General features: G+C 64.0%; 32 protein-coding genes and 1 tRNA gene. 18 read left to right on the top strand and 15 right to left on the bottom strand.

All coding sequences use genetic code 11. The features are described 5' to 3' along the window. Nucleotides 1-4: 4 nt before the first annotated feature. From lgt to Q0C64_RS07040, 5 genes are all read left to right on the top strand, one after another. The gene (gene lgt / locus Q0C64_RS07020; RefSeq protein ID WP_294122093.1) at nt 5-856 is read left to right on the top strand and encodes a prolipoprotein diacylglyceryl transferase; all 852 of its coding nucleotides are present in this window, start codon (nt 5-7) and stop codon (nt 854-856) included. Between the two features lie 149 nt (nt 857-1,005). Continuing rightward, entirely contained in the window at nt 1,006-1,836 is an 831-nt protein-coding gene (locus tag Q0C64_RS07025; RefSeq protein ID WP_366004458.1) for an SAM-dependent methyltransferase, read from the top strand. Beyond that, nucleotides 1,833-2,342 carry a GNAT family N-acetyltransferase gene (locus Q0C64_RS07030; RefSeq protein ID WP_294122001.1) on the top strand — a complete coding sequence of 170 codons (510 nt, stop codon included), beginning with the start codon at nt 1,833-1,835 and terminating at the stop codon, nt 2,340-2,342. The genes Q0C64_RS07025 and Q0C64_RS07030 overlap by 4 nt, the downstream gene beginning before the upstream one ends. Continuing rightward, on the top strand, nt 2,336-3,103 hold the full coding sequence (gene pgeF, locus Q0C64_RS07035; RefSeq protein ID WP_294122099.1) for a peptidoglycan editing factor PgeF: 768 nt from the start codon (nt 2,336-2,338) through the stop codon (nt 3,101-3,103). Before Q0C64_RS07030 ends, pgeF begins: the two co-directional genes overlap by 7 nt. Nucleotides 3,104-3,164: 61 nt before the next feature. Beyond that, a complete protein-coding gene (locus Q0C64_RS07040) occupies nt 3,165-4,439 on the top strand; it encodes a cystathionine gamma-synthase family protein (RefSeq protein WP_294122101.1) in 1,275 nt (424 codons plus the stop codon). Here Q0C64_RS07040 and Q0C64_RS07045 read toward each other — a convergent pair. From Q0C64_RS07045 to Q0C64_RS07055, 3 genes are read right to left on the bottom strand one after another with little or no spacing between them, the layout of a single operon-like run. Further along, nucleotides 4,436-5,104, bottom strand: a complete 669-nt coding sequence (locus tag Q0C64_RS07045) for an HAD-IB family hydrolase (protein WP_294122004.1) — start codon at nt 5,102-5,104, stop codon at nt 4,436-4,438. The genes Q0C64_RS07040 and Q0C64_RS07045 overlap by 4 nt on opposite strands. After that, the gene (locus Q0C64_RS07050; protein ID WP_294122006.1) at nt 5,101-5,865 is read right to left on the bottom strand and encodes a nucleotidyltransferase family protein; all 765 of its coding nucleotides are present in this window, start codon (nt 5,863-5,865) and stop codon (nt 5,101-5,103) included. Before Q0C64_RS07050 ends, Q0C64_RS07045 begins: the two co-directional genes overlap by 4 nt. Continuing rightward, nucleotides 5,862-6,992, bottom strand: coding sequence for a CDP-alcohol phosphatidyltransferase family protein (locus Q0C64_RS07055; RefSeq protein ID WP_294122008.1), 1,131 nt, complete (start codon nt 6,990-6,992; stop codon nt 5,862-5,864). Before Q0C64_RS07055 ends, Q0C64_RS07050 begins: the two co-directional genes overlap by 4 nt. Nucleotides 6,993-7,354: 362 nt before the next feature. Between Q0C64_RS07055 and Q0C64_RS07060 the strand changes: the two genes are divergently transcribed. From Q0C64_RS07060 to Q0C64_RS07075, 4 genes are read left to right on the top strand one after another with little or no spacing between them, the layout of a single operon-like run. Further along, nucleotides 7,355-8,458, top strand: coding sequence for an ABC transporter permease (locus Q0C64_RS07060; protein WP_294122010.1), 1,104 nt, complete (start codon nt 7,355-7,357; stop codon nt 8,456-8,458). After that, complete coding sequence (locus Q0C64_RS07065; protein ID WP_294122011.1) at nt 8,455-9,237, top strand: ABC transporter ATP-binding protein; 783 nt, start codon at nt 8,455-8,457, stop codon at nt 9,235-9,237. Before Q0C64_RS07060 ends, Q0C64_RS07065 begins: the two co-directional genes overlap by 4 nt. 4 nt (nt 9,238-9,241) lie before the next feature. Continuing rightward, nucleotides 9,242-10,195, top strand: a complete 954-nt coding sequence (locus Q0C64_RS07070) for an MlaD family protein (RefSeq protein ID WP_294122023.1) — start codon at nt 9,242-9,244, stop codon at nt 10,193-10,195. Next, complete coding sequence (locus Q0C64_RS07075) at nt 10,192-10,791, top strand: ABC-type transport auxiliary lipoprotein family protein (RefSeq protein WP_294122026.1); 600 nt, start codon at nt 10,192-10,194, stop codon at nt 10,789-10,791. The genes Q0C64_RS07070 and Q0C64_RS07075 overlap by 4 nt, the downstream gene beginning before the upstream one ends. Nucleotides 10,792-10,796: 5 nt before the next feature. On the opposite strand, the gene pepN is transcribed toward Q0C64_RS07075, so the two are convergent. The 4 genes from pepN to Q0C64_RS07095 form a co-directional block, all read right to left on the bottom strand. Then, complete coding sequence (pepN, locus tag Q0C64_RS07080; protein ID WP_294122027.1) at nt 10,797-13,400, bottom strand: aminopeptidase N; 2,604 nt, start codon at nt 13,398-13,400, stop codon at nt 10,797-10,799. Nucleotides 13,401-13,410: 10 nt separating this feature from the next. Continuing rightward, on the bottom strand, nt 13,411-14,352 hold the full coding sequence (locus tag Q0C64_RS07085; RefSeq protein WP_294122028.1) for an EamA family transporter: 942 nt from the start codon (nt 14,350-14,352) through the stop codon (nt 13,411-13,413). Then, the gene (locus tag Q0C64_RS07090; RefSeq protein WP_294122029.1) at nt 14,349-15,353 is read right to left on the bottom strand and encodes a beta-eliminating lyase-related protein; all 1,005 of its coding nucleotides are present in this window, start codon (nt 15,351-15,353) and stop codon (nt 14,349-14,351) included. The genes Q0C64_RS07085 and Q0C64_RS07090 overlap by 4 nt, the downstream gene beginning before the upstream one ends. 107 nt (nt 15,354-15,460) lie before the next feature. Next, nucleotides 15,461-15,535: transfer RNA gene (locus Q0C64_RS07095), tRNA-Thr, on the bottom strand. Nucleotides 15,536-15,625: 90 nt separating this feature from the next. Between Q0C64_RS07095 and Q0C64_RS07100 the strand changes: the two genes are divergently transcribed. Continuing rightward, on the top strand, nt 15,626-15,754 hold the full coding sequence (locus Q0C64_RS07100) for a hypothetical protein (protein ID WP_294122030.1): 129 nt from the start codon (nt 15,626-15,628) through the stop codon (nt 15,752-15,754). Nucleotides 15,755-15,836: 82 nt separating this feature from the next. Here Q0C64_RS07100 and Q0C64_RS07105 read toward each other — a convergent pair whose 3' ends face one another. Continuing rightward, a complete protein-coding gene (locus Q0C64_RS07105) occupies nt 15,837-17,633 on the bottom strand; it encodes an aminopeptidase P family protein (protein ID WP_294122031.1) in 1,797 nt (598 codons plus the stop codon). 66 nt (nt 17,634-17,699) lie between these two features. Between Q0C64_RS07105 and Q0C64_RS07110 the strand changes: the two genes are divergently transcribed. Continuing rightward, nucleotides 17,700-19,751 carry a S9 family peptidase gene (locus Q0C64_RS07110; RefSeq protein WP_294122044.1) on the top strand — a complete coding sequence of 684 codons (2,052 nt, stop codon included), beginning with the start codon at nt 17,700-17,702 and terminating at the stop codon, nt 19,749-19,751. A 2-nt stretch (nt 19,752-19,753) separates the two neighbouring features. On the opposite strand, the gene Q0C64_RS07115 is transcribed toward Q0C64_RS07110, so the two are convergent. Then, nucleotides 19,754-20,302, bottom strand: coding sequence for a hypothetical protein (locus Q0C64_RS07115; RefSeq protein ID WP_294122045.1), 549 nt, complete (start codon nt 20,300-20,302; stop codon nt 19,754-19,756). A 36-nt stretch (nt 20,303-20,338) separates the two neighbouring features. Between Q0C64_RS07115 and Q0C64_RS07120 the strand changes: the two genes are divergently transcribed. Both Q0C64_RS07120 and Q0C64_RS07125 read left to right on the top strand, forming a co-directional pair. Then, the gene (locus Q0C64_RS07120; protein WP_294122047.1) at nt 20,339-21,232 is read left to right on the top strand and encodes a hypothetical protein; all 894 of its coding nucleotides are present in this window, start codon (nt 20,339-20,341) and stop codon (nt 21,230-21,232) included. A 40-nt stretch (nt 21,233-21,272) separates the two neighbouring features. Continuing rightward, nucleotides 21,273-21,482, top strand: coding sequence for a hypothetical protein (locus Q0C64_RS07125; RefSeq protein ID WP_294122049.1), 210 nt, complete (start codon nt 21,273-21,275; stop codon nt 21,480-21,482). A gap of 33 nt (nt 21,483-21,515) precedes the next feature. Here the strand turns inward: Q0C64_RS07125 and Q0C64_RS07130 are convergent, their stop codons facing one another. Continuing rightward, complete coding sequence (locus Q0C64_RS07130; RefSeq protein ID WP_294122051.1) at nt 21,516-21,932, bottom strand: hypothetical protein; 417 nt, start codon at nt 21,930-21,932, stop codon at nt 21,516-21,518. 66 nt (nt 21,933-21,998) lie between these two features. On the opposite strand from Q0C64_RS07130, the gene Q0C64_RS07135 reads away from it, so the two are divergent. Beyond that, nucleotides 21,999-22,802 carry an ATP-binding protein gene (locus Q0C64_RS07135; RefSeq protein ID WP_294122053.1) on the top strand — a complete coding sequence of 268 codons (804 nt, stop codon included), beginning with the start codon at nt 21,999-22,001 and terminating at the stop codon, nt 22,800-22,802. A gap of 36 nt (nt 22,803-22,838) precedes the next feature. Further along, the gene (locus tag Q0C64_RS07140; RefSeq protein WP_294122055.1) at nt 22,839-23,090 is read left to right on the top strand and encodes a hypothetical protein; all 252 of its coding nucleotides are present in this window, start codon (nt 22,839-22,841) and stop codon (nt 23,088-23,090) included. A gap of 57 nt (nt 23,091-23,147) precedes the next feature. Here Q0C64_RS07140 and Q0C64_RS07145 read toward each other — a convergent pair whose 3' ends face one another. Together Q0C64_RS07145 and Q0C64_RS07150 are read right to left on the bottom strand one after the other, a co-directional pair. Further along, nucleotides 23,148-23,372, bottom strand: coding sequence for a hypothetical protein (locus Q0C64_RS07145; RefSeq protein ID WP_294122075.1), 225 nt, complete (start codon nt 23,370-23,372; stop codon nt 23,148-23,150). Continuing rightward, a complete protein-coding gene (locus Q0C64_RS07150) occupies nt 23,369-23,518 on the bottom strand; it encodes a hypothetical protein (RefSeq protein WP_294122077.1) in 150 nt (49 codons plus the stop codon). Before Q0C64_RS07150 ends, Q0C64_RS07145 begins: the two co-directional genes overlap by 4 nt. Nucleotides 23,519-23,729: 211 nt before the next feature. Between Q0C64_RS07150 and Q0C64_RS07155 the strand changes: the two genes are divergently transcribed. Beyond that, entirely contained in the window at nt 23,730-24,215 is a 486-nt protein-coding gene (locus tag Q0C64_RS07155; RefSeq protein ID WP_294122080.1) for a nuclear transport factor 2 family protein, read from the top strand. Between the two features lie 42 nt (nt 24,216-24,257). Here Q0C64_RS07155 and Q0C64_RS07160 read toward each other — a convergent pair whose 3' ends face one another. Then, on the bottom strand, nt 24,258-24,923 hold the full coding sequence (locus Q0C64_RS07160) for a hypothetical protein (RefSeq protein ID WP_294122082.1): 666 nt from the start codon (nt 24,921-24,923) through the stop codon (nt 24,258-24,260). Between the two features lie 144 nt (nt 24,924-25,067). Then, nucleotides 25,068-25,706 carry a hypothetical protein gene (locus Q0C64_RS07165; RefSeq protein WP_294122084.1) on the bottom strand — a complete coding sequence of 213 codons (639 nt, stop codon included), beginning with the start codon at nt 25,704-25,706 and terminating at the stop codon, nt 25,068-25,070. On the opposite strand from Q0C64_RS07165, the gene Q0C64_RS07170 reads away from it, so the two are divergent. Both Q0C64_RS07170 and Q0C64_RS07175 read left to right on the top strand, forming a co-directional pair. Then, the gene (locus Q0C64_RS07170) at nt 25,705-25,860 is read left to right on the top strand and encodes a hypothetical protein (RefSeq protein ID WP_294122086.1); all 156 of its coding nucleotides are present in this window, start codon (nt 25,705-25,707) and stop codon (nt 25,858-25,860) included. The two genes, Q0C64_RS07165 and Q0C64_RS07170, sit on opposite strands and share 2 nt — an antisense overlap. 12 nt (nt 25,861-25,872) lie before the next feature. After that, nucleotides 25,873-26,370 (top strand): hypothetical protein, encoded by a 498-nt coding sequence (locus Q0C64_RS07175; RefSeq protein WP_294122088.1) that lies wholly within the window; start codon nt 25,873-25,875, stop codon nt 26,368-26,370. 263 nt (nt 26,371-26,633) lie between these two features. Here the strand turns inward: Q0C64_RS07175 and Q0C64_RS07180 are convergent. Next, nucleotides 26,634-26,845 (bottom strand): transposase (locus tag Q0C64_RS07180; RefSeq protein WP_294122090.1); only part of this gene is annotated, 212 nt, incomplete at its 5' end.

Below are 26,845 nucleotides of genomic sequence, written 5' to 3' on the forward strand. Positions count from 1 at the left end.
CGCGATCGCCTTCCCCGATCTCGGGCTCAAGCCGACCATCTTCTCGATCGGCTGGTTCCAGCTGCGCTGGTACAGCATCGCTTACCTCGCCGGCATCTTCATCGGCTATTGGTACCTGCTGAGGCTGATCAGGGAGCCCGGCGCGCCGATGGCCCGCCGCCATGCCGACGATCTGGTCTTCTATGCCGCGCTCGGTATCATTTTTGGCGGCAGGCTCGGCTATGTGCTGTTCTACAATCTGCCCTTCTATCTCGCCCATCCGCTCGACATTCTGAAGCTGTGGGACGGCGGGATGAGCTTCCACGGCGGCGTGATCGGCACGTCGCTGGGCATCCTTTACCTGGCGCGCAAGGAAAAGCTGCAGTGGCTCCGCGTCCACGACTATGTCGCCTGCTGCGTGCCGTTTGGCCTGCTCTTCGGCCGGCTGGCCAATTTCGTGAACCAGGAGCTCTGGGGCGCCGAAACCAGCGTGCCCTGGGCGATCCGCTTCGTTGAACAAACCGTCTACGGCCCGGCGCTGGGTCCGCCGCGCCATCCCAGCCAGCTGTACGAGGCGGGGCTGGAAGGAATCGTCCTGTTCGCTGTCCTGTGGTTCATGTTCTGGCGGACCAAGGCGCGCTACGAACCGGGCAAGCTGGTCGGCGCCTTCATCCTGTTTTACGGCCTGTTCCGTTTCGGCATCGAGTTTATCCGCGAGCCGGACAGCCAACTGGCCGAATTCGCGAGGGCGACCGGCTTGCATATGGGCCAGTGGCTGACCGTGCCGATGATCCTCGGCGGCCTTTACCTGATACTCACCGCCAAGGGCCGGCGCGAACGGGTCGAGCCGGTCGCCGGCACCTCCAGCGTGGCGTGAGCCTGGCCGAACAGCTCAAGGCGCGCATTGCCGCCGAAGGACCCATCGGCGTCGACGATTACATGGCCGCGGCCAACGCCCATTATTATGCGACGCGCGATCCGCTCGGCGCGGGCGGGGACTTCACCACCGCGCCCGAAATCCACCAGATGTTCGGCGAGCTGGTCGGCGCGGCGCTGGCCGATGTGTGGAGGCGGGCCGGCAAGCCTTCGGATGCCGCCTATGCCGAGCTGGGGCCTGGCCGCGGGACGCTGGCTAGTGATGCGCTGCGGGTGATGCGCCGCGCAGGGTTCGAAGGCGAGGTGCACCTGGTCGAGAACAGCCCGGCGCTGCGGGCGGCGCAGAGGGTGTTGATCCCGGAAGCGCGGTTCCACGACGAAATCGGCGATTTGCCACCGGTGCCGCTCCTGCTCGCCGCCAACGAATTTTTCGATGCGCTGTCGGTCAAACAATGGGTCGGCGACATCGAAAGGCGCGTTGACGTGGTCGATAGCCGCCTGGCCTTCACGGTCGACGGTCCGATCCATGAGGTGTCGCCGGTCCGGGACGAGGCCGCGAAACAGCTGGCGGGCTACCTCGTGGCAAATGGTGGAGCGGCGATCATCATCGACTATGGCTATGCCGGCGGCGAGCAGGGCGACACGCTGCAGGCGGTGCGCGGCCATCGGTTCGCCGATCCGCTTGAGGCGTCGGGCGAGCAGGATTTGACCGCCCATGTCGACTTCGCGGCACTAGCCAACGCCGCACGCTCGGGGCGCGCGTCGGCCAGCAACATTGTCAGCCAGGGCAGCTGGCTGGAGACGCTTGGCATCGGCGCACGTGCAATGTCCTTGGCGGCGAAGAATCCAGCGGATACGGAGAGCATAGCGGCTGCCCGGCGGCGGCTGTGCGACGAGGGACAGATGGGGCGACTGTTCAAAGTGATGGCACTGACCGGCAAGGGCTGGCCCGCCGTGGCGGGGTTTGGGCCCTTGCCATGAGCATCGCCTATCGCGCGGCAACCGCAGAGGATGCAGGGGCACTGGCCGAGCTTGGCGCGCATACCTTCACCCACACCTTCGGGCATCTCTACGAGCCCGGCGATCTCGAAACCTTCCTGCAGAATCACTCGCCGGAGAATTGGGACAAGGAGCTCAACGATCCGGCATTCGAAGTGCGGGTGGCCGAGAGCGACGGCCAGCTGGTCGGCTATGTGAAGCTGGGCCCGCCGCACCTGCCGTTCGAGCCGCGCGGCGAAGCGACGGAACTTCGGCAGCTTTACGTGGTCGAAGAAATGAAGGGGCAGGGGGTCGCGCAGGGGTTGATGGAATGGGTGATCGAGCGTGCCCGCGACCAGCGCGCCGACTATCTCTATTTGTCCGTGTTCACCGAGAATCATCGGGCGCTGCGCTTCTATGAGAAATATGGCTTCGAGCCCGAGGGAACCTACGCCTTCATGGTCGGCAACCATGCCGACGAAGACATCGTCATGAGGCTGAAATTGTGAGCCTCGATATCGTCCGCGCTGCGGCGCTGGACGGCGTGCCCCATGGGTTTTTCGGCCGGCATGGCGGGCTTTCGGCCGGAGCGGTCGCCGGGCTCAACTGCGGCACCGGCAGCGGCGATGATCCCGCCAAAGTCGAGGCCAATCGCCGCCTTGCCGCCGACGCCATCCTTCCCGGAGCGCCGATCGCCAGCGTCTACCAGATCCATTCGCCGACGGCAGTGATCGTGACCGAAGCGGTGCCTCATTCTGAGCGGCCGCAAGCGGATGCACTAGTCACCGACCGGCCCGGCCTGTTGTTGGGAATTGTCACCGCCGATTGCGCGCCGATCCTGTTGGCGGACGTGGAGGCCGGCGTGATCGGCGCGGCTCATGCCGGCTGGCGCGGCGCGATGGCCGGGGTGACCGACCAGGCCATCGCCGCGATGCTCTCGCTGGGCGCAAGGATCGAGCGAATTGCCGCCGCCATCGGCCCTTGTCTCGCCAAAGCCAGCTTCGAGGTCGGCCATGACTTTCCCGAGCCGCTGCTGGCCGACGATCCGGAGAATGAGCGCTTCTTCAGCGAGGGGCCGAACGGAAAGCCGCATTTCGACCTGGAGGTCTATCTTGCCGCGCGCCTCGCCGCCGCCGGGGTTCGGCGGGTCGAAGCGTCGGGGCTGGATACCTATGCGCTGGAAGACCGCTTCTACAGCTATCGCCGGGCAACCCACCGCCATGAACCTACTTATGGCCGGCAGATTAGTTTGATTGGCCTATCGCGTTAGGCGGGTCTAAGGCGCGCGCCTGAGGAGAATATCAGTGACCGAAGCGCGCCGCCCCAAGGACATGGAAACCCATATCGGCAACCACAAGCTCGACCCGTCGACGTTGATGATGGGCTATGGTTTCGACCCCGGCCTTAGCGAAGGTTCGCTGAAACCGCCGATCTTCCTCACGTCGACGTTCGTGTTCGAGACCGCGGCCGAAGGGAAGCGCTTCTTCGAGGGAATCACCAACAAACATGGCTCGGGCGGGAAGGCCGAAGGGCTGGTTTATTCGCGCTTCAACGGTCCCAACCAGGAAATCCTCGAGGACCGGCTCAAGATCTGGGAAGATGCCGAAGCGTCGCTGACCTTTTCGAGCGGGATGACCGCGATCGCCATCCTGCTGCTGAGCTTCGTCCGGCCGGGCGACGTCGTGATCCACTCCGGCCCGCTCTATGCGGCGACCGAAACCATCATCAACAAGATCTTCCCGCAATTCGGCATCCACTACATCGACTTCCCGGCCGGCGCCTCGCGCGAGGAGCTGGACGAGGTCATGGCTGCGGCCAAGGCCAAGGCCACGAACGGCGGGCGCGTGGCGATGATCTACCTCGAAAGCCCCGGCAACCCGACCAACGCGCTGGTCGATGTCGAAGCCGTAGCAGCGGCGCGGGCTGTTGCGTTCGGCGACCAGGCGGAGCTTCCGCCGATCGCGATCGACAACACTTTCCTGGGTCCGTTGTGGGCCAAGCCGCTCAACGATGGCGCGGACATCAGCGTCTACAGCCTGACCAAATATGCCGGCGGGCACAGCGACCTGGTGGCCGGCGCGCTGGTTGGCAAGCGCGCGCTGCTCGACAAGGTCCGGCTGATGCGCAACGTCATGGGCGGCATCTGCGATCCCAATACCGCCTGGATGCTGCTGCGCAGCCTCGAGACGCTGGAGCTCAGGATGACCCGCGCCGGCGAGAGCGCGGAGAAGATTTGCGAATATCTGCGCGACCATCCCAAGGTCGAGAAGGTCGGCTATCTCGGCTTCCTCGAACCGGGTTCGCGCCAGGAGGATATCTACAAGCGCCATTGCACCGGCGCCGGATCGACCTTCTCGCTCTATCTGAAGGGCGGCGAGCGCGAGGCTTTTGCATTCCTCGACGGGCTGAAGATCGCCAATCTGGCGGTCAGCCTGGGCGGGACCGAGACGCTGGCGTCGGCGCCGGCGGCGATGACCCATTTGTCGGTGCCCGATGCACGCAAGGCGGCGCTGGGGATCACCGACAATCTGGTTCGCATCTCGATCGGCGTCGAAAAGGCCGAGGATCTGATTGCCGACTTCGAAAACGCGCTGCGCGGCGTTTAATCCCAATCCTCTATTTGCCAGCCGCGTTCGGCGGCCAGCTTCTTGAGCCGGTCGTGCGGGTTCACGGCGACCGGCTCGTCGGCCCATTCGAACACCGGCGCATCGCTGGCGTGATCGGAATAGAAGCGGACATGGCCGTGCTCCAGGCCTGAGGTGGCGAGCCAATCCCGGATCATCCTGAGCTTGGCCGGCCCGTAACAATTCTCGCCGTCGATCTTGGCGTGAACGCGTTCGTCGAGACCAAGGATCGAGTTGGTCCCGATACAATCGTCAAAGCCCAGCCGCTCGGCGATCTCGCGCGCATAAAAACGATAGCTGGCGGTGGCCATGACCACGCGCCGCCCCTCGGCCTTGTCGCGGCCGATCGCATCGTGCGCGCCCGGCCGAATGTTGTGGGCAAGGACCTTCGTGGCGAAGCTGTCCACCAACGGCTGCAATTCGCTGGGATGGCGATTGTGGCCGAGCAGCAGGCGATGGTTGATCTCTTTCAGCCGGCCGCGATCGATCAGTTTGCCGACGTAAGCCAGCATCGACAGGATCGCGAAGGGGATCAGCAGCAGCCGCCAGGGAGCCCTGTGCAGCGCGCAATGCAGCAGGAACGGCGTGTAAGTGGCGTAGCGCGTCACCGTCCGGTCCATGTCGTAGATGGCCAAATCTGTTGTCATGCGCGGCCTTCGAGGATGGCGGTGACCAACTCATGGTCGGCCGGCTTGTCGACATCGACCGCGGCGAGCGGATTGGCCAGTTCGACCTTGCGGATCGCCAGGCCCAGCCGCCGCCCGACCGAAGCCAATGTCTGGTCGAGTGTCCGAAGCCGTAGAGCCGCGCCGATCAAGGCGAGGGGGCCGAGCGCGCCGATCATCCGCCAGCCCTTCTTGCGGTCCTGCTCGACCGAGCGCCACAGTTCCACCGCGCTCATCGCCTTGGCGCTGCCAAACGCAAACAGGTTTGCGCCGGAATAGGCGCCGCCACGAAAGCTGAGCCAGGTCCGCTGTGTTCCGGGCAACCTCGCCATCAATGCCGCGCGCTCGACCAGGCCAATGGCCAGATCGGCACCCTCCGCCCTGGAGCAAAAGTCGGCGATCATCGCCGGATCGAGCAAGGCATGGTCGGCGGTGGTCACGAGCAGCGGGTAGCGAGTGGCCGGGTCGGCAAAATATACCGCCAATGTCGCCGCGATGGTCCCGCCGGATGGCTCCACCGAGAGGCGTGGATCGCTCGGCAGAACCGCCGCGATGCGGTCCGGATGCTGGGTCAGGACCCGCACCCTATCGATGTCGGTTGAATCGAGCAGCGCCGCTACCGGCCGCGCCACCATCGGCACTCCGCCAACCGGGATCAGCGCCTTGAGATCGGTGCCATAGGCCTGGGCAAATGGATCGGGGCCGGGCCGCGATCCCGCCAGCACGATTGCATTCCAGGTCACGCCAGCCAGCTGGTAACCGGCCGGCCGCGGTCGCGGCGGGCATTGGCCTGAGCGAGACGGACCGCGTGGAAGATCAGCGAAACCAGCGTCCACAGGGCAACCAGCTCGATCCCGAGGTCAGGCCGGCCGACCAGCAGAGCCGCGACCAGGATGACCATGTTCGGGTTGCGCCGCGCGGTGATCAGCCGGAACCGGCTGTCGACCTGCTGCCAGACATGGATATGCATGCCGAAACGGCGTACGAAGATTCCTTCGATCAGCCGCTGCGCAATGTAGCCGGCGATGATCGCGCCGATGACCAGCAGTTCATAGACCCGTTCCAGCGGCCGGCCGTAGGCCTTCAGGCCTTCGGCCCAGGCCCACCACCAGAAGGGCGGATGCACCAGGTCGACCCCATGGTCGAAGATGTTGCCCCAGTTCGACGACTGGCCAGTGCAGCGCGCCAGCTTTCCATCGACCGTATCCAGCACCATGAAGGCGAAACCAGCGGCGATGCCGGTCCAGTACCAGCCGGCCATGAACAGGAAGAAGGCTGCGACGCAGAAGATGAAGCCGATCAGGGTGACGAAGTTCGGAGTCATTCCGGCCCTTGCCGCCCAGCGCGTCAGGTAGAAAGCCGGCTTGCGCCACAGATAGAGGGTCAGTGCGTCGGTCACGCCCTTGTAGCTGGCGTCGTATGCGGCGCGCTCGACCGGTTCAGGGTCGGCGGGGTCGAGCCGCATGACGAATGGCCGCTCGCGCTTCCTCAGCTTGCGATAGCTGAAATCGCCGACATCGGCGTCAATCTGCTCGAGTGAGCCGGCATAGCCGTCGCCCGACAGCATGGCCGCAAGCAGGGGCGCGGCATCCCCATTTGCCGGGACGTGGGCAAGCACCGGATGGCCGTGTTTGACCAGCACCGAACCCGGCTTGTCGGCCATGGCGACCAGCCATTCCGGGTCGCAGCTCCAGTTGAGGTCGGCATAGACGGTCGATTGGCCGGCAATGGCCTCCCTGGCCGGATCGAGCCTGGCCTTGATCGCCAGAGCATCGGCCCGATCTGCGGCGCTCAAGCCGAATGGACGGGCGGGGTTGTCCCCGACCGTCACGAACAATGGCCTGGAGGCTGGCGGCGCATCACTCGTCATCGTGGACGCGCTATAAGGCATCAACTCTGCCAGCAAAGAGGCAAAAGTGACCAGACCCGATACCAGCGAGGCCGCGATGGAGACGAAGAAGCCCGCTGGGAGTGAGCGAGTGCAGCCAGATAGCTGGGGTTACTTGGCAATTGAGAGAGCGTGCCAGGGGGCTTCCTCGTCCCACCCGATGGGCATAGCCCTGCCGGCGCTGCGCTTCGTCTAGGCGCTCGACCGGGCCGTCAGGCCCGCGCTTCGCACCTCTCCTGGCGCAGCCTCCAGCAGGAGCCATGTCACGGCTCTCGCTGGTATCGGGTCTGGTCACTAACGCCCGCTCTTGCCGCTTCTGGCGATTTCGCGCAGGGTCGCGCCCGATGGCGGGCTCCACTTCCACGTCCGATCCTGCAGCGGAGGCGCACCTTTACCGCGTTCTCGGCTCGCTCACCATCTCGCGCGTCGGCACCACCCAGCGCGAGATCGAGGCCGTTCCCGACCCGCTGACCATCGACTTGAGCAGGATCAGCAAGATCGACACGGTCGGCGCCTGGCTGATCTACCGCACCGTTCGCGATCGCGGCGCCACCGTCGTTGGCGCAAGCAAGGTCGTTGCCGGCCTGCTCGATCAGGTTGCCGAAGCAGACCATCCCGCCCAGGTCAGGCCCGCGGAGCAGCCAGGAGCGCTGCGCATCCTCAACGAGCTCGGTGAGTGGGTTTCCGAATCCGGCAATACGCTGGTTGGCCTGGTGGGTTTTTTGGGCTCGGTCCTGCTCGGCTTTGTCGCCATCATCCGCCGACCCAAGCGGTTCCGCTTGAATGCCGTGATCCAGCGGTTCGATGTGGTCGGAGTGCGCGCGCTCGGCATTATCGGGTTGATGAGCTTCCTCATCGGGATCGTTGTCGGCCAGCAGGGCGCGGTCCAGCTCGAGCAGTTCGGCGCCGAGATTTACACCATCAACCTGATCGGCCGCATCACGGTCCGCGAGCTTGGCACGCTGATGACCGCGATCATGGTTGCCGGCCGCTCCGGCTCCGCCTTCGCGGCGCAGATCGGGACGATGAAACTGACCGAAGAAGTCGATGCGATGCGCACCATCGGCGTATCGCCGATCGAGGCACTGGTCATTCCGCGGATGATCGCGGCCACGGTGATGATGCCGCTCTTGGCCTTCTATGCGATGGTCATGTCGCTGCTCGGCGGCGGCATTTATGTCTGGATCGACCTTGGCATCCCGCCACTGACCTACATCCAACGCCTCCAGGAAGTGATCCCAATTACCGACCTTTGGGTCGGAATCATCAAGGCGCCGGTGTTCGGCGTGATCATCGCGCTGGCCGGCTGCTTCCAGGGCATGCTGGTGCAGGGTGACAGCGAAGAAGTTGGCACCCGCACCACCAACGCGGTGGTCCAGGCGATCTTCCTGGTGATCGTGCTCGATGCCGTATTTGCGGTGTTCTTCTCCCAGATCGGGTGGATATGAGCGACGACGTCGTCATCAAGATCCGGGGGCTCAAGAACAGCTTCGGCGAACAGGTCATCCACGACGGCCTGGACCTCGACGTTCGCCAGGGAGAGATTCTTGGCGTGGTTGGAGGCTCCGGTACCGGCAAGTCGGTGCTGATGCGCTCGATCATCGGCCTGCAGACACCGAGCGACGGCACGGTCGAGGTGCTCGGCGAAAGCATGATCGGCCGCGAGGAGGATGAAGCCAAGAATATCCGCCGGCGCTGGGGCGTGCTGTTCCAGAACGGCGCGCTGTTTTCGACCCTGACGGTGGCCGAGAATGTCGAAGTGCCGATCCGCGAATATTTTCCGTTCATCAAGGAGCCGCTGCTCGACGAGATCGCCAGCTACAAGATCGCCATGTCGGGCCTGCCGGCCAATGCCGGTCCGAAATATCCGTCGGAACTGTCGGGCGGCATGCGCAAGCGCGCCGGCCTGGCCCGGGCCCTCGCGCTCGATCCGGAGCTGTTGTTTCTCGACGAGCCGACCGCCGGCCTCGATCCGATCGGCGCTGCCGGCTTCGACGAGCTGATCGAGGGACTGAAGCACAAGCTCGAACTGACGGTATTCCTGATCACGCACGACCTCGATACGCTCTGGGCGATCTGCGACCGCGTGGCCGTTCTGGCCGACCAGAAGGTCGTTGCGGTCGGGACGATTGAAGAATTGCTCGCCTTGGACCATCCTTGGATTCAAGAATATTTTAACGGGCCCCGCGGACGCGCGGCGCTCGCCGGACTGAAGGAGGGGCGTTAGGGCAATGGAAACGCGTTCAAACCATGTCCTTGTAGGCGCCGTCACGCTGGCCCTGCTGGTGGGGCTGCTGATCTTCATCGTCTGGCTGGCCGGTCTGTCGAACAAGACGACCAAATGCTTCGACATCTATTTCACCCAGGGTGTCGGCGGCCTCAATAAGGGCTCGTCGGTCAACTTCCAGGGCGTGCCCGTGGGCCAGATCGACAAGATCAGCCTGCTTCCCGATCGGCCCGAGTTCGTCTGGGTACGCGTCGTGGTCGATGCCGAAACGCCGGTGCTCCAGGGCACCACGGCGCAGATTAAGGGCGTCGGCTTCACCGGTGTCAGCGAGATTGCGCTGGAAGGCGCCATGAAAGGCGCCCGCCCGCTGGCCCAGGCCGGACCGCAGGGTTGCCCGGTCATCCCAGCCAGCACCGGTGGACTTGGCGCTTTGCTCAACAGCGCTCCGGAGCTGATCGACCGCATCCAGCGCCTGACCGAGCGGCTGACCGAGCTGCTCAGCGACAAGAACCAGAATTCGATCTCCGACATCCTCGAAAATGTCGACAAGACGACAGCGGTGCTTGCCGCTCGCGCTCCCGACCTGGCCGACGCGATCGCCGATGCCCGGATTGCCGCGCGCAATGCCGGCATCGCCGCCGAACGGGTCGGCGTGCTAGCCGACAGCACCAACAAGCTGGTCAACGAGCAGGGCAAGCCGGCAGCGGAAGATTTGCGCAAGGCAATCCAGGCGGCGCAGCGTTCCGCCGAGAATCTGGATGCGATCGTCGGCGACGCTCGGCCTGGCGTCCAGAATTTCAGCAAGAATACGCTGCCCGAAGTGAACCGGCTGGTGCGCGACCTGCGCGACCTGACCAATTCGCTGCAGGGATTCACGCAGCGGCTTAACGAGAACGGCGTGGGCGGCGCTCTCGGACCTCCCAAGCTGCCCGACTATCAACCGGGGAAGAAACAATGAGCCAGAAGTTGCGTGTCGCCGTGCCCGTCGCGCTGGCCCTTTCGCTAAGCGCCTGTGGAGGCTTGGTCGGTGGTGGTGCCAAGGCCCCGCCATGGCTGCTCACCCTGACGCCGCAGGCGCCGGCGCCGGACAGCATTATTCGCACCGCAGGGCCGGGCGAGGCGGTGGTGATCGACCTTCCGGTCGTGCCCAAGGAGGTGAGGGCCAACCGCGTCCCGGTTCATTCCGGGCCGACCGCAATCGCCTACGTCAAGGACCTCACCTGGGTCGATACGCCCGACAAGCTGTTCCAGGATTTGCTGACCGAGACGGTGACCCGGATGACCAACCGTGTCGTGCTCGATCCCAATCAGGCGACCGTTGAACCCGGCATTACGATCAGCGGCAATCTGACGCGGTTCGGCTATGACGCCCAGGAAGGAATGGTGATCGTCCGTTACGACGCCGCCTTGACCCGCTCAGGTGGCAAGGGGGTAGAGACGCGTCGCTTCGAAGCGAAGGAGCCGGCCAACGGCACCGCCGCGAGCGTGGCGCCGGCGATCAATGCCGCGGCCAACCGGGTCGCGATCGAAGTCGCGCAGTGGGTCGGCAACTGACCTGATTAGGCCAGGCTTTTCGAAGCCTGCTCGAACACGTCCTTGCTGAGGCCAAGCGTCTTTACGATCCGGTCCAATTCGGCGCGCATCAGCTCGGCGCGCTTGGGTTCGAACCGCTTCCAGCGGCCCAACGACGGAACCTGCCGGGCGGCGACCTGCGGATTGATGCGGTCGACGGCCAGGATCATGTCGCTGACGAAGCGGTAACCGCGGCCGGAAGCGTCGTGGAACGCCCATTGGTTGGCGGCGAAATTGCTGACCAGTGCGCGCCAGCTGTTGGGGTTGCGGGCGCTGAACAGCGGATGCCGGGCAAGCGCCTCGACGACATCGACCGTATCGCCCCGCTGCGCCGCCGCCTGCAGCGCGAACCATTTGTCGAGCACCAGGCTGTTGTCCTCATACTGGTTGTAGAAGGTGGCGAAGGCTTGCTCGCGCTCCGGCCTGTCGAGGCTGGTCAGCACGGTCAGCGCGCCCTGCCGGTCGGTCATGTTGTCGGCGGCATCGAACTGGACCTTGGCCAGCGCCGCGCCGCGCGCTGGATCGCCGGCGGCCAACAGCCCCAACGACACCGACCTTAGCCGGCGAACGCCCTTGGCATGGGAGGACAAGTCGCTGCCTGAAGCCACCTGCTCCTGGGCGCGTGCCAGATCGTCGGCCAGTGCCGCGCCCACCGCCCGGCGCAGGGCATCCCGGCTGGCATGGATTGCGTCGGGATCGACGATGTCCATCCGGTCGCCGATCAGGCCTTCGCTGGGCAGCGACAGCGCTTCGCCCTTAAACGCCGGGTCGAGCGCATTGGACTGGAGCGTGCCACGCATGGCGGCGATCACCGGCGCCGGGTCGCCTGGCTCGCCGCGTGTTCCGGCGATCAGCGAGCGGAACATCAGCTCCTGCAGCGCCTCGTAGCGGGCGAACGGGTTGGGATCGACTTCGGCCAACCGCTCCAGCTCGCCTTCGCGCCGGTGGGCATCGAGCAGGATCGGCGCAGAGAAATCGCGATTGATCGACAACAGCGGTGCTTCCCGGACATCATCAAAGACGATCTTTGTCTCGGGCTGGTCGAGCAGGACCAGATGTTCACCGGCCAGTGGCGACCCGCTGTCCGCGCCGATCAACGCGGTCTTGAGCGGCAATACCATCGGCGACTTGTTCGATTGCCCGGGCGTGTCCGGAATCGCCTGGGACAGGTGCAGGGTGGCCGTCGACGCCTGCGGATCGTGGTCGAGCCGAGCCTTCACCTTCGGCGTTCCCGCCTGGCTGTACCACAGGCGGAACTGCTTGAGATCGACACCGCTGGCGTCCTCCATCGCGGTGACGAAATCCTCGCAGGTCACTGCCTGACCGTCGTGGCGCTCGAAGTAGAGGTCGCTGCCCTTGCGGAAGGCCTCGTCGCCGAGGATCGTCCGCATCATGCGGATCACTTCGGCGCCCTTGTTGTAAACCGTCGCGGTGTAGAAGTTGGTGATCTCGATATAGGATTCCGGCCTTACCGGATGGGCCAGCGGGCCGCTATCCTCGGGGAATTGGGCGGCACGCAGAATCCGGACGTCATCGATCCGTTTGACCGCCTTCGACCCCATGTCGCCAGAGAAGCTCTGGTCGCGGAAGACGGTGAAGCCTTCCTTGAGGCTCAGCTGGAACCAGTCGCGGCAGGTGACGCGGTCGCCCGACCAATTGTGGAAATATTCGTGGGCGACCACGCCAGCGATATTGTCGAAGTCGGTGTCGGTCGCGGTGTCCTCGTCGGCCAGGATGTAGCGCGAGTTGAAGATGTTGAGGCCCTTGTTCTCCATCGCGCCGAAGTTGAAATCGTCGACCGCGACGATGTTGAACAGGTCGAGGTCATATTCGCGGCCGTAAACCTCCTCGTCCCAGCGCATCGCCGCCTTGAGGCTCTCCATCGCATGATGGGTCTTGGGCAGGTCCCTTTCACGCACCCAGATGGCGAGATCGACCGTCCGGCCGCTCATCGTCGTGAAGTTGTCGCGGTTGGCGGCGAGGTCGCCGGCGACCATGGCGTAGAGGTAGCTCGGCTTGGGGAATGGGTCTTCCCATTCGGCCCAGTGATTGCTGCCTTCGTTATCTCCGCTGGCGACAAGGTTGCCGTTGGCAAGCAGGACCGGGAAGCGCGCCTTGTCGGCGCTCATCCTGACCTTGTAGCGCGACAATACGTCGGGCCGGTCGGGATGGAAGGTAATCCGACGGAAGCCTTCGCTTTCGCATTGGGTGCAGAGGATGCCGCCGGATGCATAAAGGCCCATCAACTTGCTATTGGCCGAGGGAATGATCTCGACTTCGGTCTCGATTGTCGCTGCATCGCCGGACAGTTCGATGACCAGTGTGTCGCCATCCACGGTCCAAAGTGCATCCTCGCCATCAGCGTGTACCAGGAGGGGTACCAGCCCAGCGCCGGCCAGTCGCAATGGACGCCCATGATCTCCGTTGCGTGTGACCTTCAGGACTGAGCGAACCCGGGTCCGTTCGGGGTCGAGCTCGAACTCCAGCGAAACATCGGGCACCAGCCAGTCGGGAGGGCGGTAATCCTGACGATAGGTGGCGACATGCTCCGGCGCGGCCGGGGCTTCGGGATGTTCTAGGACGTCGGACATGGCCGCTTAGCTAGGCTGCGTCGGGCGCTGTCACAAGCGTTGGTCGCCTCCGTCCGGCGAGTGCCAGGAGCATCCCGCCGAGGGCCAGCACGGCTCCGCTGGCCGCCAATGAGCTCCAGCGAAAGCCTTCGAACAGGGTCGACAGGGTCATGGCGATGATCGGCACCATCACGCTCGAATAGGCGGCTTTGCCCGGTCCGATCTTGCGCACCACCGGAAAATAGAGCGCGAAGCACAGCACCGACCCGAACAGGGCCAGGTAGATGACGCCGGCCCAATAACCGACGCGTGCCTCCGCCACCGGCGGACCAGCAATGATGAAGGCCAGGATGCAGTCGATGATCGCACCGATCGCCATCGACCAGGCGAGCAGCGCCAGCAGTGGGTGGCGGTGGGCCTCCTTGCCGGCTTGGTAGACGTTGGCCGAGGAGGCTCCCATGAGTCCGAGCAGGGTCAGCGCCAATCCAATGGCGATGTCGCGATTGCTGACCGGGCTGCTGCGCAATTCATTCAAGAACAACAGCCCGACACCGCACACCGCCACCAGTCCGGCGAGCAGGAACCGCCGGTTGGGCTTCTGGTCGAGAAATACCCAGGCCAGCAGGCTGTTGGGGATCAGCAGGATGGCGAACACGGTCGCCACCACGCCTGAGGTGATGAACCGCTCTGCGGCATAGACGCTGTTAAAGTTGACGCTGAACTGGCTGATCCCGAGCACCAGCGCGGCAAACATTCCGCCGCGATCCATCCTCAGCGAATGACCCTTCCATTTGGCGACCATCGCCATCGCGACGGCGGCGATCATGAACCGGTAGGCGACCGACCATTGCGGCGGGACAATGCCGACCTGGTCGCGGATCACGATCCAGGTCGAGCCCCAGACGCTGGTGAAAATGATGAAGGGAATGACGATCGAGGAGTCGATCCGCGGCTCGTGGCGCGCGGCGCTCACAGGGCGCGGATCGCGGCGGCGAGCTTGGCCACCGAGGCCATGTCCTGGTCCCAGCTGGTGACGAAGCGGACCTCGCCCGGGCCCCAATCGTAGAAATCGAATCCCTGGTTCATCAGCGATGCGGCTTCATCGCTGGTCATGCGCACGAACAGCTCATTGGCCTCGACCGGATAGACCAGCCGTTCGGGTCCGCAAGCCTCGGCCAGGGCGGCGGCAGCAGCATTGGCGGCGCGCGCGTTGCTCAGCCACAGGTCATTCTCGAGCATCGCCAGGATCTGCGCGGCGAGATAGCGGCCTTTCGACAGCAGATGTCCGGCCCGCTTCCTCAGCCGCGGCACGGCCTCGGCCTTGGCCGGGTCGAAGAAGATCAGCGCTTCGGCATTCATCCCGCCATTTTTGACGAAGCCGAACGACATCACCTCGACCCCGGCGCGCCAGGTCAGGTCGGCAGGATCGGCGCCGGTGAACGCGACGGCATTGGCGAAGCGTGCGCCGTCGAGGTGGAAGCTTAGCCCGCGCCGCTTGGCCAGCTCGCCCAGCGCCGCGACCTCGTCGGGCGAATAGCAGAGGCCATATTCGGTGGCGTTGGTGATCGACAGCGCGGCCGGCTGGACCTGGTGGACGTCGTCGCGCACGCGTCCACAAGCCTCCTTGACCACCTCGGGCGTCAGTTTGGCGCCGTGGCCGGGCAACAGGGTAAGCTTGGCGCCATGGGTGAAGAAGCCGGGCGCGCCGGCCTCGTCGACCTCGATATGCGCCATCTCGTGACACAATATCGCGCCGTGCGGCGGACATAGCGCGGCTAGGCCAAGGCAATTGGCGGCGGTACCGGTGGTCACCCACAGCGCGCGAACCTGCCTGCCGAACAGATCGGAAAAAGCACCGTCGAGCCGCTCCGACAGCGCATCGCCGTCATAGGCGGTGTCGACATGGTTGGCCTTGGCCAGCGCTTCGAGCACCTGCGAGCAGACCGGCGCGGCATTGTCGGAGAAAAAGCGCATGGCAACGCCCTCTGGCGAGCGAGCGGCGATGCGTCAATGTGAGTGATTAGCGCCCCTCCGGGGGATTTCCATGCTCGGACTGCCCCCGGCAGTCTTGTGCGTGGAAATGGTGCTGCCGGTGAGGATTGAACTCACGACCTCAGCCTTACCAAGGATGCGCTCTACCACTGAGCTACGGCAGCATGTCTGAAGGACGGCGGGCCTATGGCGGAGGGCTGCACAACCGTCAACCCGCTTGCGCCGGCTACCCGCGAATATTAGCCCACACTGCCATGACCAAGGGCAAGGACGACAAGGCCGAGCGGCTGGCGGCGGCGCTGCGCGAGAACTTAAAGCGCCGGAAAGCGCAAGCCCGCGACGCTCAGCCGAACAAGGATCCGACCCAGGCGGCCAAGGAATAACCGGTATCGAGCGCGCGATTGAGCGCGACGCGCGGACCCAATATATAGAGGCAGGCCAGCGCCCAGCCGAGCGCCACCAGGCCTAGCGGCTTAGCGGCGCGCATTGCCTTTCGAGCCATGCCTTGTCCTCCCCCTCAAGCTGCGGGCCGATCTTGGCCAGCACCTCGGCATGATAGTTGTTGAGCCAGTCGAGCTCCTTGTCCGACAGCATCGTGTCGTCGATCAGTCGCTTCTCGATTGGAACGAAGGTCAGCGTTTCGAAGCCGAGCAGTTCCTTGTCCGCGCCCTGGCCCTTGTCGACGACCAGCACCAGATTCTCGATGCGGATGCCATACTCGCCCTGCTTGTAGTAACCGGGCTCGTTGGAAATGATCATTCCGGCCTGCAGCGGCTCGTCTCCGCCCGATTGCGAGCTGCCGACCGGCGAGATGCGCTGTGGTCCCTCATGCACGGCGAGGAATGCGCCGACGCCATGGCCGGTGCCATGGGCATAGTCGCAACCGATTTCCCACAGCGGCCGGCGGGCGAAACTGTCGAGTTGCGACCCGCGCGTGCCTTTGGGGAAGAGCGCGGTGGCAATCGCGATATGACCCTGCAGCACGCGCGTGTTGCGATCGATCATCTCGGCGGTCGGCTCGCCGATCGGCACGGTGCGGGTGATGTCGGTCGTGCCGTCCTGATACTGGCCACCGCTGTCGACCAGATAGAGGGTGCCGGCAGTGAACGGCAGATTGGATTCCTCGGTACCCTTGTAATGTGGCAGGGCGCCGTTCGGCCCGAATGCCGAAATCGTGTCGAAGCTCAGATCCTTGAGGCTGCCGAGGTCCTGCCGCAGGCTGAACAGCTTATCCTGGGCGATGATTTCGTCGAGCTCGCCCTTGGGAGCCTCTTCCTCGATCCAGCGCAGGAAACGCGACACCGCCGCCCCGTCGCGCGCTTGCGCCGCATGGTGCCCGGCGACTTCGACCGCGTTCTTGATTGCCTTGGGCAGCACCGCCGGGTCGCGGCGGCTGAGGATCCTCGCGCCGCCTTCATTCAGCGCCTGGCTGATCGCCGCGACCGACCTCTCCGGATCGACCGCCACCAGCTTGCCGCTCAGCGAGCGAAGGAACGTCTCGAAATCCTCGCGTTCGTGTAAGCGCACGCCATTGCCGAGGTGGGCGCGGACATCGTCGCCAACCTTCTGGCCTTCGACGAACAGGTCGGCGGTGCCGTCACCATTGACCACAGCGAAGGCCAGCGCGACCGGCGTATGGGTGACGTCCTGGCCGCGGACGTTGAACGTCCAGGCGATCGAATCGAGCGCCGCCAGCACCGCCGCATCGGCGCCCTCCTGATGCAGCCAGTCGGCCATTTCATGGCGCTTTTCGGCCGAATTCTTGCCGGCATATTCGTCCGACTGGACCGCCAGCCGAGCCTTGGACGGCTCGGGCCGGTCGGCCCACACCGCGTCGATCGGGTTGCGCTTCACCGCAACCAGCTCGGCACCCTTGGCCGCCAGCTGCGCGGTCGCCTGCTTGACCCAGTCGGCGGTGTGCAGCCAGGGGTCGTAGCCGATCTTGGCTCCCTCCGGCGCCTTCTCTTTGAGCCATTGCGAAATGCTGGTTTCGGGGACCGACTGGTAGCTCCATTCGGTTGGCGAGACCTGCTGGCGGACCTGGATGGTGTAGCGCCCGTCGGTGAACATCGCCGCTTCCTCGGGCAGCACGACGGCCGATCCGGCCGAGCCCTTGAAGCCGGTCAGCCAGGCCAGCCGCTGCGCATAGCTGCCGACATATTCGCTCATATGCTCGTCGGTCAGCGGGACGACGAACCCGTCGAGACGATCCTCCTTCAGCTGCTGGCGGAGGGCGGCAAGGCGGTCGGCATAAGAGGACATGGCAATCTTTCCGGCTCTTTGTATGAGGAAGGCAGATAGTCGCTTTGTCTTGCCTCAGGAAGCCCGATGACCCCCGAAAATCCACCGATCGCCGCCCGCAAGTCGCATGTGAACGAAGCGCATGGCGTGACGTGGGACGATCCATGGCATTGGCTGCGCGATCCCAACTATCCTGAAGTCGATGACCAGGAGGTGCTTGGCTACCTCAAGGCCGAGAATGCCTATTTCGACGCGGCGATGAAGCCGCACGAGGGGCTGGTCGAAAGCCTGTTCCAGGAGATGAAGGGACGGATCAAGGAAGACGACGCCTCGGTCCCGATCAAGGATGGCGACTGGCTCTACTGGTCGGCGTTCAAGGAAGGCACTCAATATCGCGACTGGTATCGCAGACCTGTCGGCGGCGGCGAAGAGGCGTTGATCTACAGCGAGAATGCCGAGGCCGAGGGCAAGGAATATTACCGCCTCGGCGCCTTCGCGGTCAGCCCCGACGGCAGGTTGCTGGCGACCTTGGCCGATGACGACGGATCGGAGCGGTTCAAGCTGGTGGTCCGCGACCTCGCCACCGGAAACGATCTGGAGACGGTGACCAAAGTCGGCATCGGCAACCCGGTATGGACCAGCGACTCCGCCGGACTGGTGTTCACCGAGGTCAATGACCAATGGCGCAGCTATCGCGCCCGCTATCACCGCATCGGCGACGATCCGGCCCTGGCGGTGACCATCTATGAGGAAAAGGAGGACATTGCCTTCTCGGTCGGGGCGGCGCGGTCGACCGACGACAGCCTGATCTTCATTTCGACCGGCAATAATTCATCGAGCGAGATCCGTTTCGTTCCCGCAAACAACCCGACCGCGCCGCTCACCATGATCCGCCCGCGCGCGCCAGAACTCCAATATGACGCCGACGCGGCGCATGGGACGCTGTGGATCCTGACCAACGACCATCACGTCAATTTCAGCATCGCCACCGCCGATCCGGCCAAGCCCGGAGAGTGGAGCGAGCTGGTGGCGGGCAGCGACCGCACCTATTTGCGCGGCATCACCAGCCACCGCGATCATTTGTTGATCGCGGCGCGGGTCGACGGCCTCGACCAGCTGCTGCTGCGCGACTACGCCAGCGGCGCAACGGAGCGGGTGCCGTTCGCCGAGGCGAGCTACAGCGCCAGCTTCACCGGCAATCCCGAATTTGCGCCCGACAGCTATCGCCTGGCTTATTCGTCAATGGTCACCCCTGCGACGGTCTATGACTATCACCCCGCCGACAAGCGGCTGGAAGTGCGCAAGGTCCAGGAAATCCCGTCGGGCTATGATGCCGGCCAATATGTCACGGAGCGGGTGACGGTGACCGCGCGCGACGGGGCGAAGGTCCCGGTGTCGGTGCTGCGCCGCAAGGAATTCGCCAAGGACGGCAGCGGCAAGCTGTTCGTCTATGGCTATGGCGCTTACGGCCTCGCCATTCCGCCGAGCTTCTCGACCTCGCGCCTCAGCCTGGTCGATCGCGGCTATGCCTATGCCATCGCCCATATCCGTGGCGGCGACGACCTTGGCTACCAATGGTTCCTCGACGGCAAGCTCAAGGCCCGGAACAACGCGTTCAACGATTTCGTCGACGTCACCAGGGGGCTGATCGCCGAGGGCTATGCCAGGGCCGGCCGGGTCGCGGCGCATGGCGGATCGGCCGGCGGCGAGCTGATGGGCGCAGCGGTCAACCAGGCCGGCGAGCTTTATGGCGCCGTGGTCGCCGACGTGCCGTTTGTCGATGTCCTGAACACCATGCTCGACGACACGCTGCCGCTGACGCCGGGCGAGTGGACCGAATGGGGTAATCCGATCACCGACAAGGCCGCGTTTGACCTGATCAGGAGCTACAGCCCCTACGACAATGTCGAGGCCAAGCCCTATCCGGCGCTGCTGATCACCGGCGGGCTGACCGACCCGCGCGTCACTTACTGGGAGCCGGCCAAATGGGCGGCGCGCCTTCGCGCCACGAAAATCGACGACCATCTGCTGCTCTTGAAGATCAACATGGGTGCAGGCCACGGCGGCAAGTCAGGCCGCTGGAACAGCCTGCACGAGCTGGCCGAGGCCTATGCCTTCGTGGTGACGCAGATCGGCTAGAGCTAACCGTCGTCGGCAGGCGCCGGCACCACGCAGCGGTGTTCGCCGGTGTCGCAGACGAAGGACGGCGCGCATTCGCTAGTGACGTTGCACTGGCGGTGGCAGAGGCCGCTGACCGAGCCGCAGGTATAGCCGCTCGCCGCGCAATTTTCCGACGCTCCGGCGGTGTTGACCGACATCAAGCCCTCACAATGGGCAGTGACCAGCGACCCGCCCATGCGGGTCATCTCGTCGATCCGCGCCAGCACCTCCTGATATTGGGCGAGCGTCGTCATATATTGGTTGCGGAGCGCGAGCTTGTCCTTGCGCAGCTGCTGGATCAGCGCCCGGGCGCGGTCAGGGTCGTTGGCCGGATCGAAAGTAATCGGCTTCGAGCCGTAATCGGCCGACAGGTCCACCGTCATCGTCGGCGACTGGACCTGCTGGACCTGCTGGACCTGCTGCAGCTCGGGCGCTTGCGGCGCTGGCGGCGTGGCGACGGTGAATTGGGCCAGGGCCGGAACAGCCACGGCGGCGACAACGGCGGCGGCCAGGATGAATCCACGCTTCATGGCGAACCCCTTTGCTCGATGGTGGATCCGTCGAGAATGTTCCTCGCCGGGCTGCTCGTCAACGCGGCTTTCATGCTATGGCACGCGCCGGGAGAGAATTTGCTCATGCCGTATCGCCGCGCGCCTTATTATGTCCTGTTCGTGCTGGCGGTGATCGCCGTCGGCTTCTGGCCGAGCTATTTCGCCAAATGGACCGAGGTGCCGTGGCAGTTCCACGCCCATGGCGTCGCCGCCACTCTGTGGGTGTCGTTGGTGCTGCTCCAGAGCATCGCGGTGCACAAGGACCGGCTGCCGCTGCACCGCACGGTCGGCAAGGTCAGCCTGTTGCTGTTTCCTTTCCTGATCGCGGGTTTCGCCGGGATCATCGACGTCACCGCCAAGGGTTATGTCGAGGCCAATGATCCGGTGCGCGTGATGTTCGCCGGATCCTTCCTGATCGGCATGGCAATCGCCATCGCCGCCTACCTGACTTTCTACTACCGGGCGCTCAAACACCGGCGGAAGGTTTGGCTCCATAGCGGCTATATGCTGGTGACGCCGCTATTCCTGTTCGAATCGCCGTTCAGCCGGATCCTCAACATGGGCGCCCCGGGCTTCACCATAAGGGGGCCGGAGGATTTCGGCCTGATCCTGACCTCGATCGAATTCTCGATGGCGCTGGAGCTGATGTTCATCCTCGCCGTCTGCTGGAAATATCGCAACAAGGCGCTTCCATTCATGGTCGCGGCGGGATTCATCGTCGCGCAGATGATCACCATGCTGTTGCTGGGCGACTGGTCCGCGCTGAAGCCGATCCTGTTCCTGATCGGCACCACACCGAGCTGGGGGGTGTGGCTGAGCGGGTTCGGGGCCGGCGCCCTGACCGCCTGGGCGGGATGGAACCGGGGCAAGCAGCGGCCGGCTGTGCCAGTTGGGGCCGTTGCGGCCTAGCCGATTGCGTCCGTGACCGTCCGGTGACAGGTTCGCACCCGTGAGCAAGATTTTGCGATTCCGCCGCCGCAACCGGCCGGGCTGGAGGACCGCCGCGAGCAAGCGCCTGAAAGGGCTTGCCCAGGCGGTACGGCCGTCGTTCGTGCGGCGGCTGGAGCAGATGAAGCAGCAGCGCAAGTTGCGTTTCAGGGCGGCGGTAGCTGGCGCAATATTGCTCGGATTCGCGGCGATCGGCTGGGCGCTGATCTAGTCCCGATGAAATGAACGTGACCTGCCCCGCAGGTCACTGGTTCCTTTCATTGTCCCACAGCATTGCAACTATCCTCCACCCCATCTCCGGATGGCGGAAGAGCTGGATCGAGTTGATGCCACGGCGTTCTACGTCGGCGGCGTCGGGCGAGGTCCGCGCCTCATAGTGGCTCCAGACTTGGGCGATGTTGCCGAACAGGTCGATTCGCCGCTCGGTCTCGACCTCGTAGAAGGGGTTCGCGGCGAAAAAGGGCGTAGTGTTTTCCCGATATTCGGCGAGGCCCATCGCCAGCATCTGGGGATTGCCGCTTTCGTTGACCCAGGTCCTGACCTGCCGCGCTTCGGGAAGAAAGCAATTGGCCTGCCGGCTCCAGTCGCGCGGCCCCGCAGGCCCCGAGATCATGTCGTACATCTCGTCGATGACGGCGCCGATGGCTTCGTGGTCGGTCATCCATTTCCCCTCTCGTCCGACTTCCACTAAAGCAAAAGCGGGACGGACCAAGCGGGGGCACTACCGATGGCCAACCTGATCGACGAACAGCAATTGGGCTCGCTCGGCGTGCGCCGGATCGCGATCGACACCGATCCCGAAGAATTGGTCCTACCGACCGAAACCGAGAAGAGGCTCGGCTGGATCGCGAGGTGGCTGAGCCAGCCGCCCTTCATTTTCCGCGACTGGGGTCTCAGCCGCTATGTCGACGGCGGCTTGCGCGCCCTGTTCCGCGGCGACAGCGGCACCGGCAAGACCATGGCCGCGGTGGCACTCGCCAAGTCGGCCGGGCTCGAGCTCTACCGCATCGACCTCGGCCGGGTGGTCAGCCAATATATCGGCGAGACGGAGAAGAACCTCGATCGGGCCTTCAAGGCGGCCGAGGAGGCGGGCGCGATCCTGATGTTCGACGAGGCTGACGCGCTGATGGCCAAGCGCACCCAGGTCAGCGACGCCCACGACCGCTATGCCAATCTCGAAGTTGCTTACCTGCTGCAACGGCTGGAGTCCTTTTCCGGACTGGCGATCCTCGCCAGCAACCGGCGCGACGGTTTCGACCAGGCCATTCTTGGGCGGATCGATGTGCTGGTCGACTTCCCCAGGCCGGACGCGGCGGCGCGGGCGGCGATCTGGGGCAGGCTGCTGGGCGCGGTGAAGCTCGACAAAGCGGAGAAGATCGACCTCGCCCAGATCGCCAGGCATGAATTGTCCGGCGCCGAGATATTACGGGCGGTGCGCATGGCGTCGCTGCTCGCCGCAAGCGAGGAAATGCCGCTCGACATGGCGCATCTTGAGACCGCCGCCCAGGAACGGGTCGAAATGCGGCGCTAACCGACCAGTAACCGGTTCGTTTTAGACTGCTGCGCCATGGCTAGACCGCTCAAAAGTGCCAAGCCGACCGTCGATCTGGCGGCGGGAGAAGTGCGCGTGTCGAAGATCCGCCGCGATCCGCAACCGCAGCAGAAGCTCAAGGAAATCACGATCGAGGAGCGCAACGAGCGCGACCAGCGCAACGCGATCATCGGCATCGCGGCGTTCACCATCGCGATGATGATCATCCTGCTGGCGGTCAGCGTCTGGGCCGGCTGGACGCCGCGAGCTTATATTCTGCAGCTTTGAGCTACCGAGCGCAGCGAGGCTCGCTTCGCTCCGCTTACGTTGCGCTCGGCGCCTCGCTCACCAGAGCGGGCGGGTTGGCCGGTGCCGTTGCCGGATCACGGTTTCCTTGATCAGGTGTGACTTGAGCTTGCGCGTCATGACCGAGGCGCCATGGCCGCTCATGCACACCAGCCGCGTGCCGCCGGCGGGCAGCTTCTCGATCGCGGAGATGCCGACATTTTCGGCCTGGCAGCGGCTGACCACGTCGCGCTCTTCGAGCGAAATAAACAGTTCGCGGCTCATTGCTTGTCACCCCGCTTGGCGGCGACGATGGCGTCGCGGAGATTGCTGTAGCGATACTCGCCCCACAGGAAGACGTCGGCCTGGATGCGTTTGATGCCCAGGCGGGCAAGCTCCATCTCGTCAACATGATTGTCGTTGCTGGTCATGGGGTTAGCGTCTCCCTTCATGTAAGCGGGAGCGCGTTCGGTCTCTCAGCCGCACAGGCTTACGTCAGGACGTCCGTGCGATGGGGAGCCAATAGCACGGGGGGGCGTGAACAGCTAATCGGCAAACACCCCATTTTTGGATGCCCCGCCATGGAGTCGGTATTGCCGGTCAGCCATGCTAGTCGCGGTGGCGAACAGGAGTGGGGGCATTATGAACAAATATATCTGGACCGCCGCGGCACTGGCGCTGGCGGCCTGCGCGCCGCAGGCCGGCAGCAACGCCGAGGGCAGTGAGGTGGCTGCGGCGCAGCGGCCGTCCGACAAGGAGTCCGAGGCCTATATGTGGAAGGCGGAGGAGGATTGGGCGGCGCAGGCGGTCCGGCCGATCCCCGGCCTGATGGAGCGGATCCTCGCCGACGATTATACCGGTGTCTCGTCCGACGGCAGCGCCCGCAACAAAGCCGACCAAATCAAGAGCCAGGCCGAGCCGCTGACCGGCACTTTTGTGTCGAGCAAGCTCGAATATGTGCACTACCGGCATTTCGGCGACACGGTGATCGCTCAGGGCCAGGAATCGCTGAAGCGCGCCGACGGCAAGCCCGACCTCCAGCTCATCTGGCATGACATCTGGATGTTTCGCGACGGCAAGTGGCAAATCGTGGCATCGCAGGATTCGGTGCTGCCGGCGAAGGGGTAAGGATCGCGAGCGAATGTTCACAATGTTCAAGGTGACCAAGGGCTAATCGGCAGCCACATCTTCCAACACTTCCAGCATCGTCGGGAACGCCTGTTGCGCCTCGGCCTGAGGATCGCTGTTGTCGTCTTTGCGGCGCTCCCAAGGTGCGGCAAAGCGCTTGGGATCGAGCCGGGCCAGCAGCCACATCGACAGCCGCTCGCTTGGCACCTGCTTCTCGCCGATTAGCTCCCCGTCACGATATGTTTGCTGGATTCCGCCGTGAATCGCCCGGTCGAAGGCCAAGGCCGACAGGCGGCCCACGGCCAGCTGCTGCGCCGCATCCCAGGCGGCAGCGAACGGGGCCGAGCGAACCCTGAGGCCATATGCGCTGCGGGCGGAGAGGCCGGCCGATTTGGCCGAGAGGTGCACGGAACCGGTTTCGGCCAGGGATTCGATGAAATGCTTCTGCCGCTCCGCGCTCCAGCCGCCGGCCTTGCGGCTCGGTTCCGGGGAGAAAGGGACGGCGTGAAGTCCGGTGGGTGTCGGCCCAGCGATCGACACCTCGTCCGGCAGGAAATCGACCGGAACGCTGCTCGGCAGGGGCACCAGGCTGACCCTTGGCCCGCCTTCCTCGGCACCGGCGTCTTTCGTATCGGACACGTTGCGCTGTGCTGCAGCCCAGGCGTCGAATTCCTCCAGCGTCATGTCCCGTTGCAGCCGTCCCGCCATCATCGCCTCCTCAAATGGGCGGCGCTTATGAACCAAATAGGTTGCTGTAGGACAGGATTGACACTTATATACTTGAGAAAGCAGCGTCGATGTCCTACACAGAGCAAGACAGGCCGGCGTTCCAAGATCAACTAACCGATGTGGTTATCCCAGCGGATCGATTAGACGCGGCAATTCGCCTTCTAACCAGCTATGATCCAAGTTGGCATCGACCAGAGGATGTTGTTCTAGCCATCGCGCATACCATTTCGGGGGAGGCCCCGCTTTGCCGTGGGAAAAGCGATTGACGCCTGCGGGTGGAGGCCACTTACGAAGCGCCGCAAGCGCATCAAATCCTACATGGGATGCGCGGCACAGTTTCGCCTCCAGGGCGGGAAGATCAGAAGCCTTTAGCGGGTTGTTGGGTTCTTTCGGATGCCTGGCGCAAACCTCAACCTTCTTACCTCGATCCACGGCGCGCCAACCCCAAATGCCGTGGAAGGCGTGGTTCCGCAGACGCTTGGTGTCATTGAGTAGGTCGTAGAAGCGTTGAGTTAAATCTCGTGCGTTGCCGTCTTTGATTTTGGAAATCTCGGGTTTGATTAGGTCCATCTTTGGACCCATCGGCTTCTCGCCGATGAACATTTTGCGCTGTGTGATGGACAGTTTGAGGACGTTTAGAAGCAGCTCGTCCAAGACGAAGTCAATGTGGCCCCACAGGACAGCAATACGGCCCAGCTGGGCATGTTGCTTGTCGGTAAGGGGTGATATGAGCGCGGGCTGGGTTTCAGGATACAAAGCCATGTCAGACACCGATCAAAAGCGAGAGGACGAAGTGCTGCGGCGGATGCTGGCGACAAAGCCAAAGCCACACAAGCCGCCCATCACCCCCAAGAAGCCAGGTAAATCCGGCGACCCGCTGGGCGTAAAGCGCATCGTCCGCGCTAAGCTAAAATAATGGAGGATCAGCATGGCCGATGAAGGCGTGGATTGGACCGGCGTGTCCGAACCAATGGTTCGACAGATTCTGGCGCATGGGGACATGTTTTTGCAGGCCCAATTACAAAGCGCCATTGCGTCCGACCAAAGAGCCACGACCCTTGCGGGAATGCTCGCCACCCTTTCCGCCGCAGCCTTCGCGGCAGCCGTAGCGCTCTGGGGCAAGATTAGCGTAGATGGGATGGCTGGGTTGCTGACCATGGCGATCTTCCAATTAATCGCCGCGCTTTGTTCGGCGTGGGCTGCTCGGCCAATCGATTTCTTCATCCCCGGCAGTCGGCCGGAGCAATGGTATCATGCGTGCAAAAAAGACTTGGTTGGCATGATCGGCGGCGCCGCCGAACATGCTCAATTTGCGATCGATGAGAACGAAGTTTTCATGGGGGGCAATCAGGAGGCCCTCCGAGCTGGCCTCCTTCTCGCCGTCACGTCTCCCCTTCTTGGGGCGCTCATTTGGTGGCTGGTCTAACCCTTATTTGAGGGCTTGGGAGGTTTGGGCTTGCTCTCCGAAACTGTCGTTTTTGGGTGAGACTTTGCGTAGCCCTCCTTGACGTATTTGCCCGTCACGGCGCTACGATATGACTTGCCCGCCCCGCTTGATTTAGAACCCCCACCGCTGCTTTTCTTTGCCATTACACTCCTCCCAACCCGAGCAGGGTGGACCCTAACCTAAGTCAGTTACGAGTCCAGCGCTTGCGGGGCGTTCCGATAAACGGAAGCGGACGGTAGTAGTTAGGCTGCGAGCCGATCAATCCGCCGATAGGTGAGGCGCTTGCCGGCGATGCCGACCAAGTTGGCGTCGGAGCGCTCACGATCGCTGATCTGGCGAGTGTTATAGCGGAAATCGAATTCGGCGGTGTAGCGATGCAGATGCGCTTCGCTCATGTGGTGGTAGGTGCCGATCACGCCGCGCTTGAAGATGGAAAAGAAGTTTTCGACCGTGT

The sequence above is a fragment of the Sphingomonas sp. genome (assembly GCF_023266535.1).
Taxonomy (GTDB): Bacteria; Pseudomonadota; Alphaproteobacteria; order Sphingomonadales; family Sphingomonadaceae; genus Sphingomicrobium.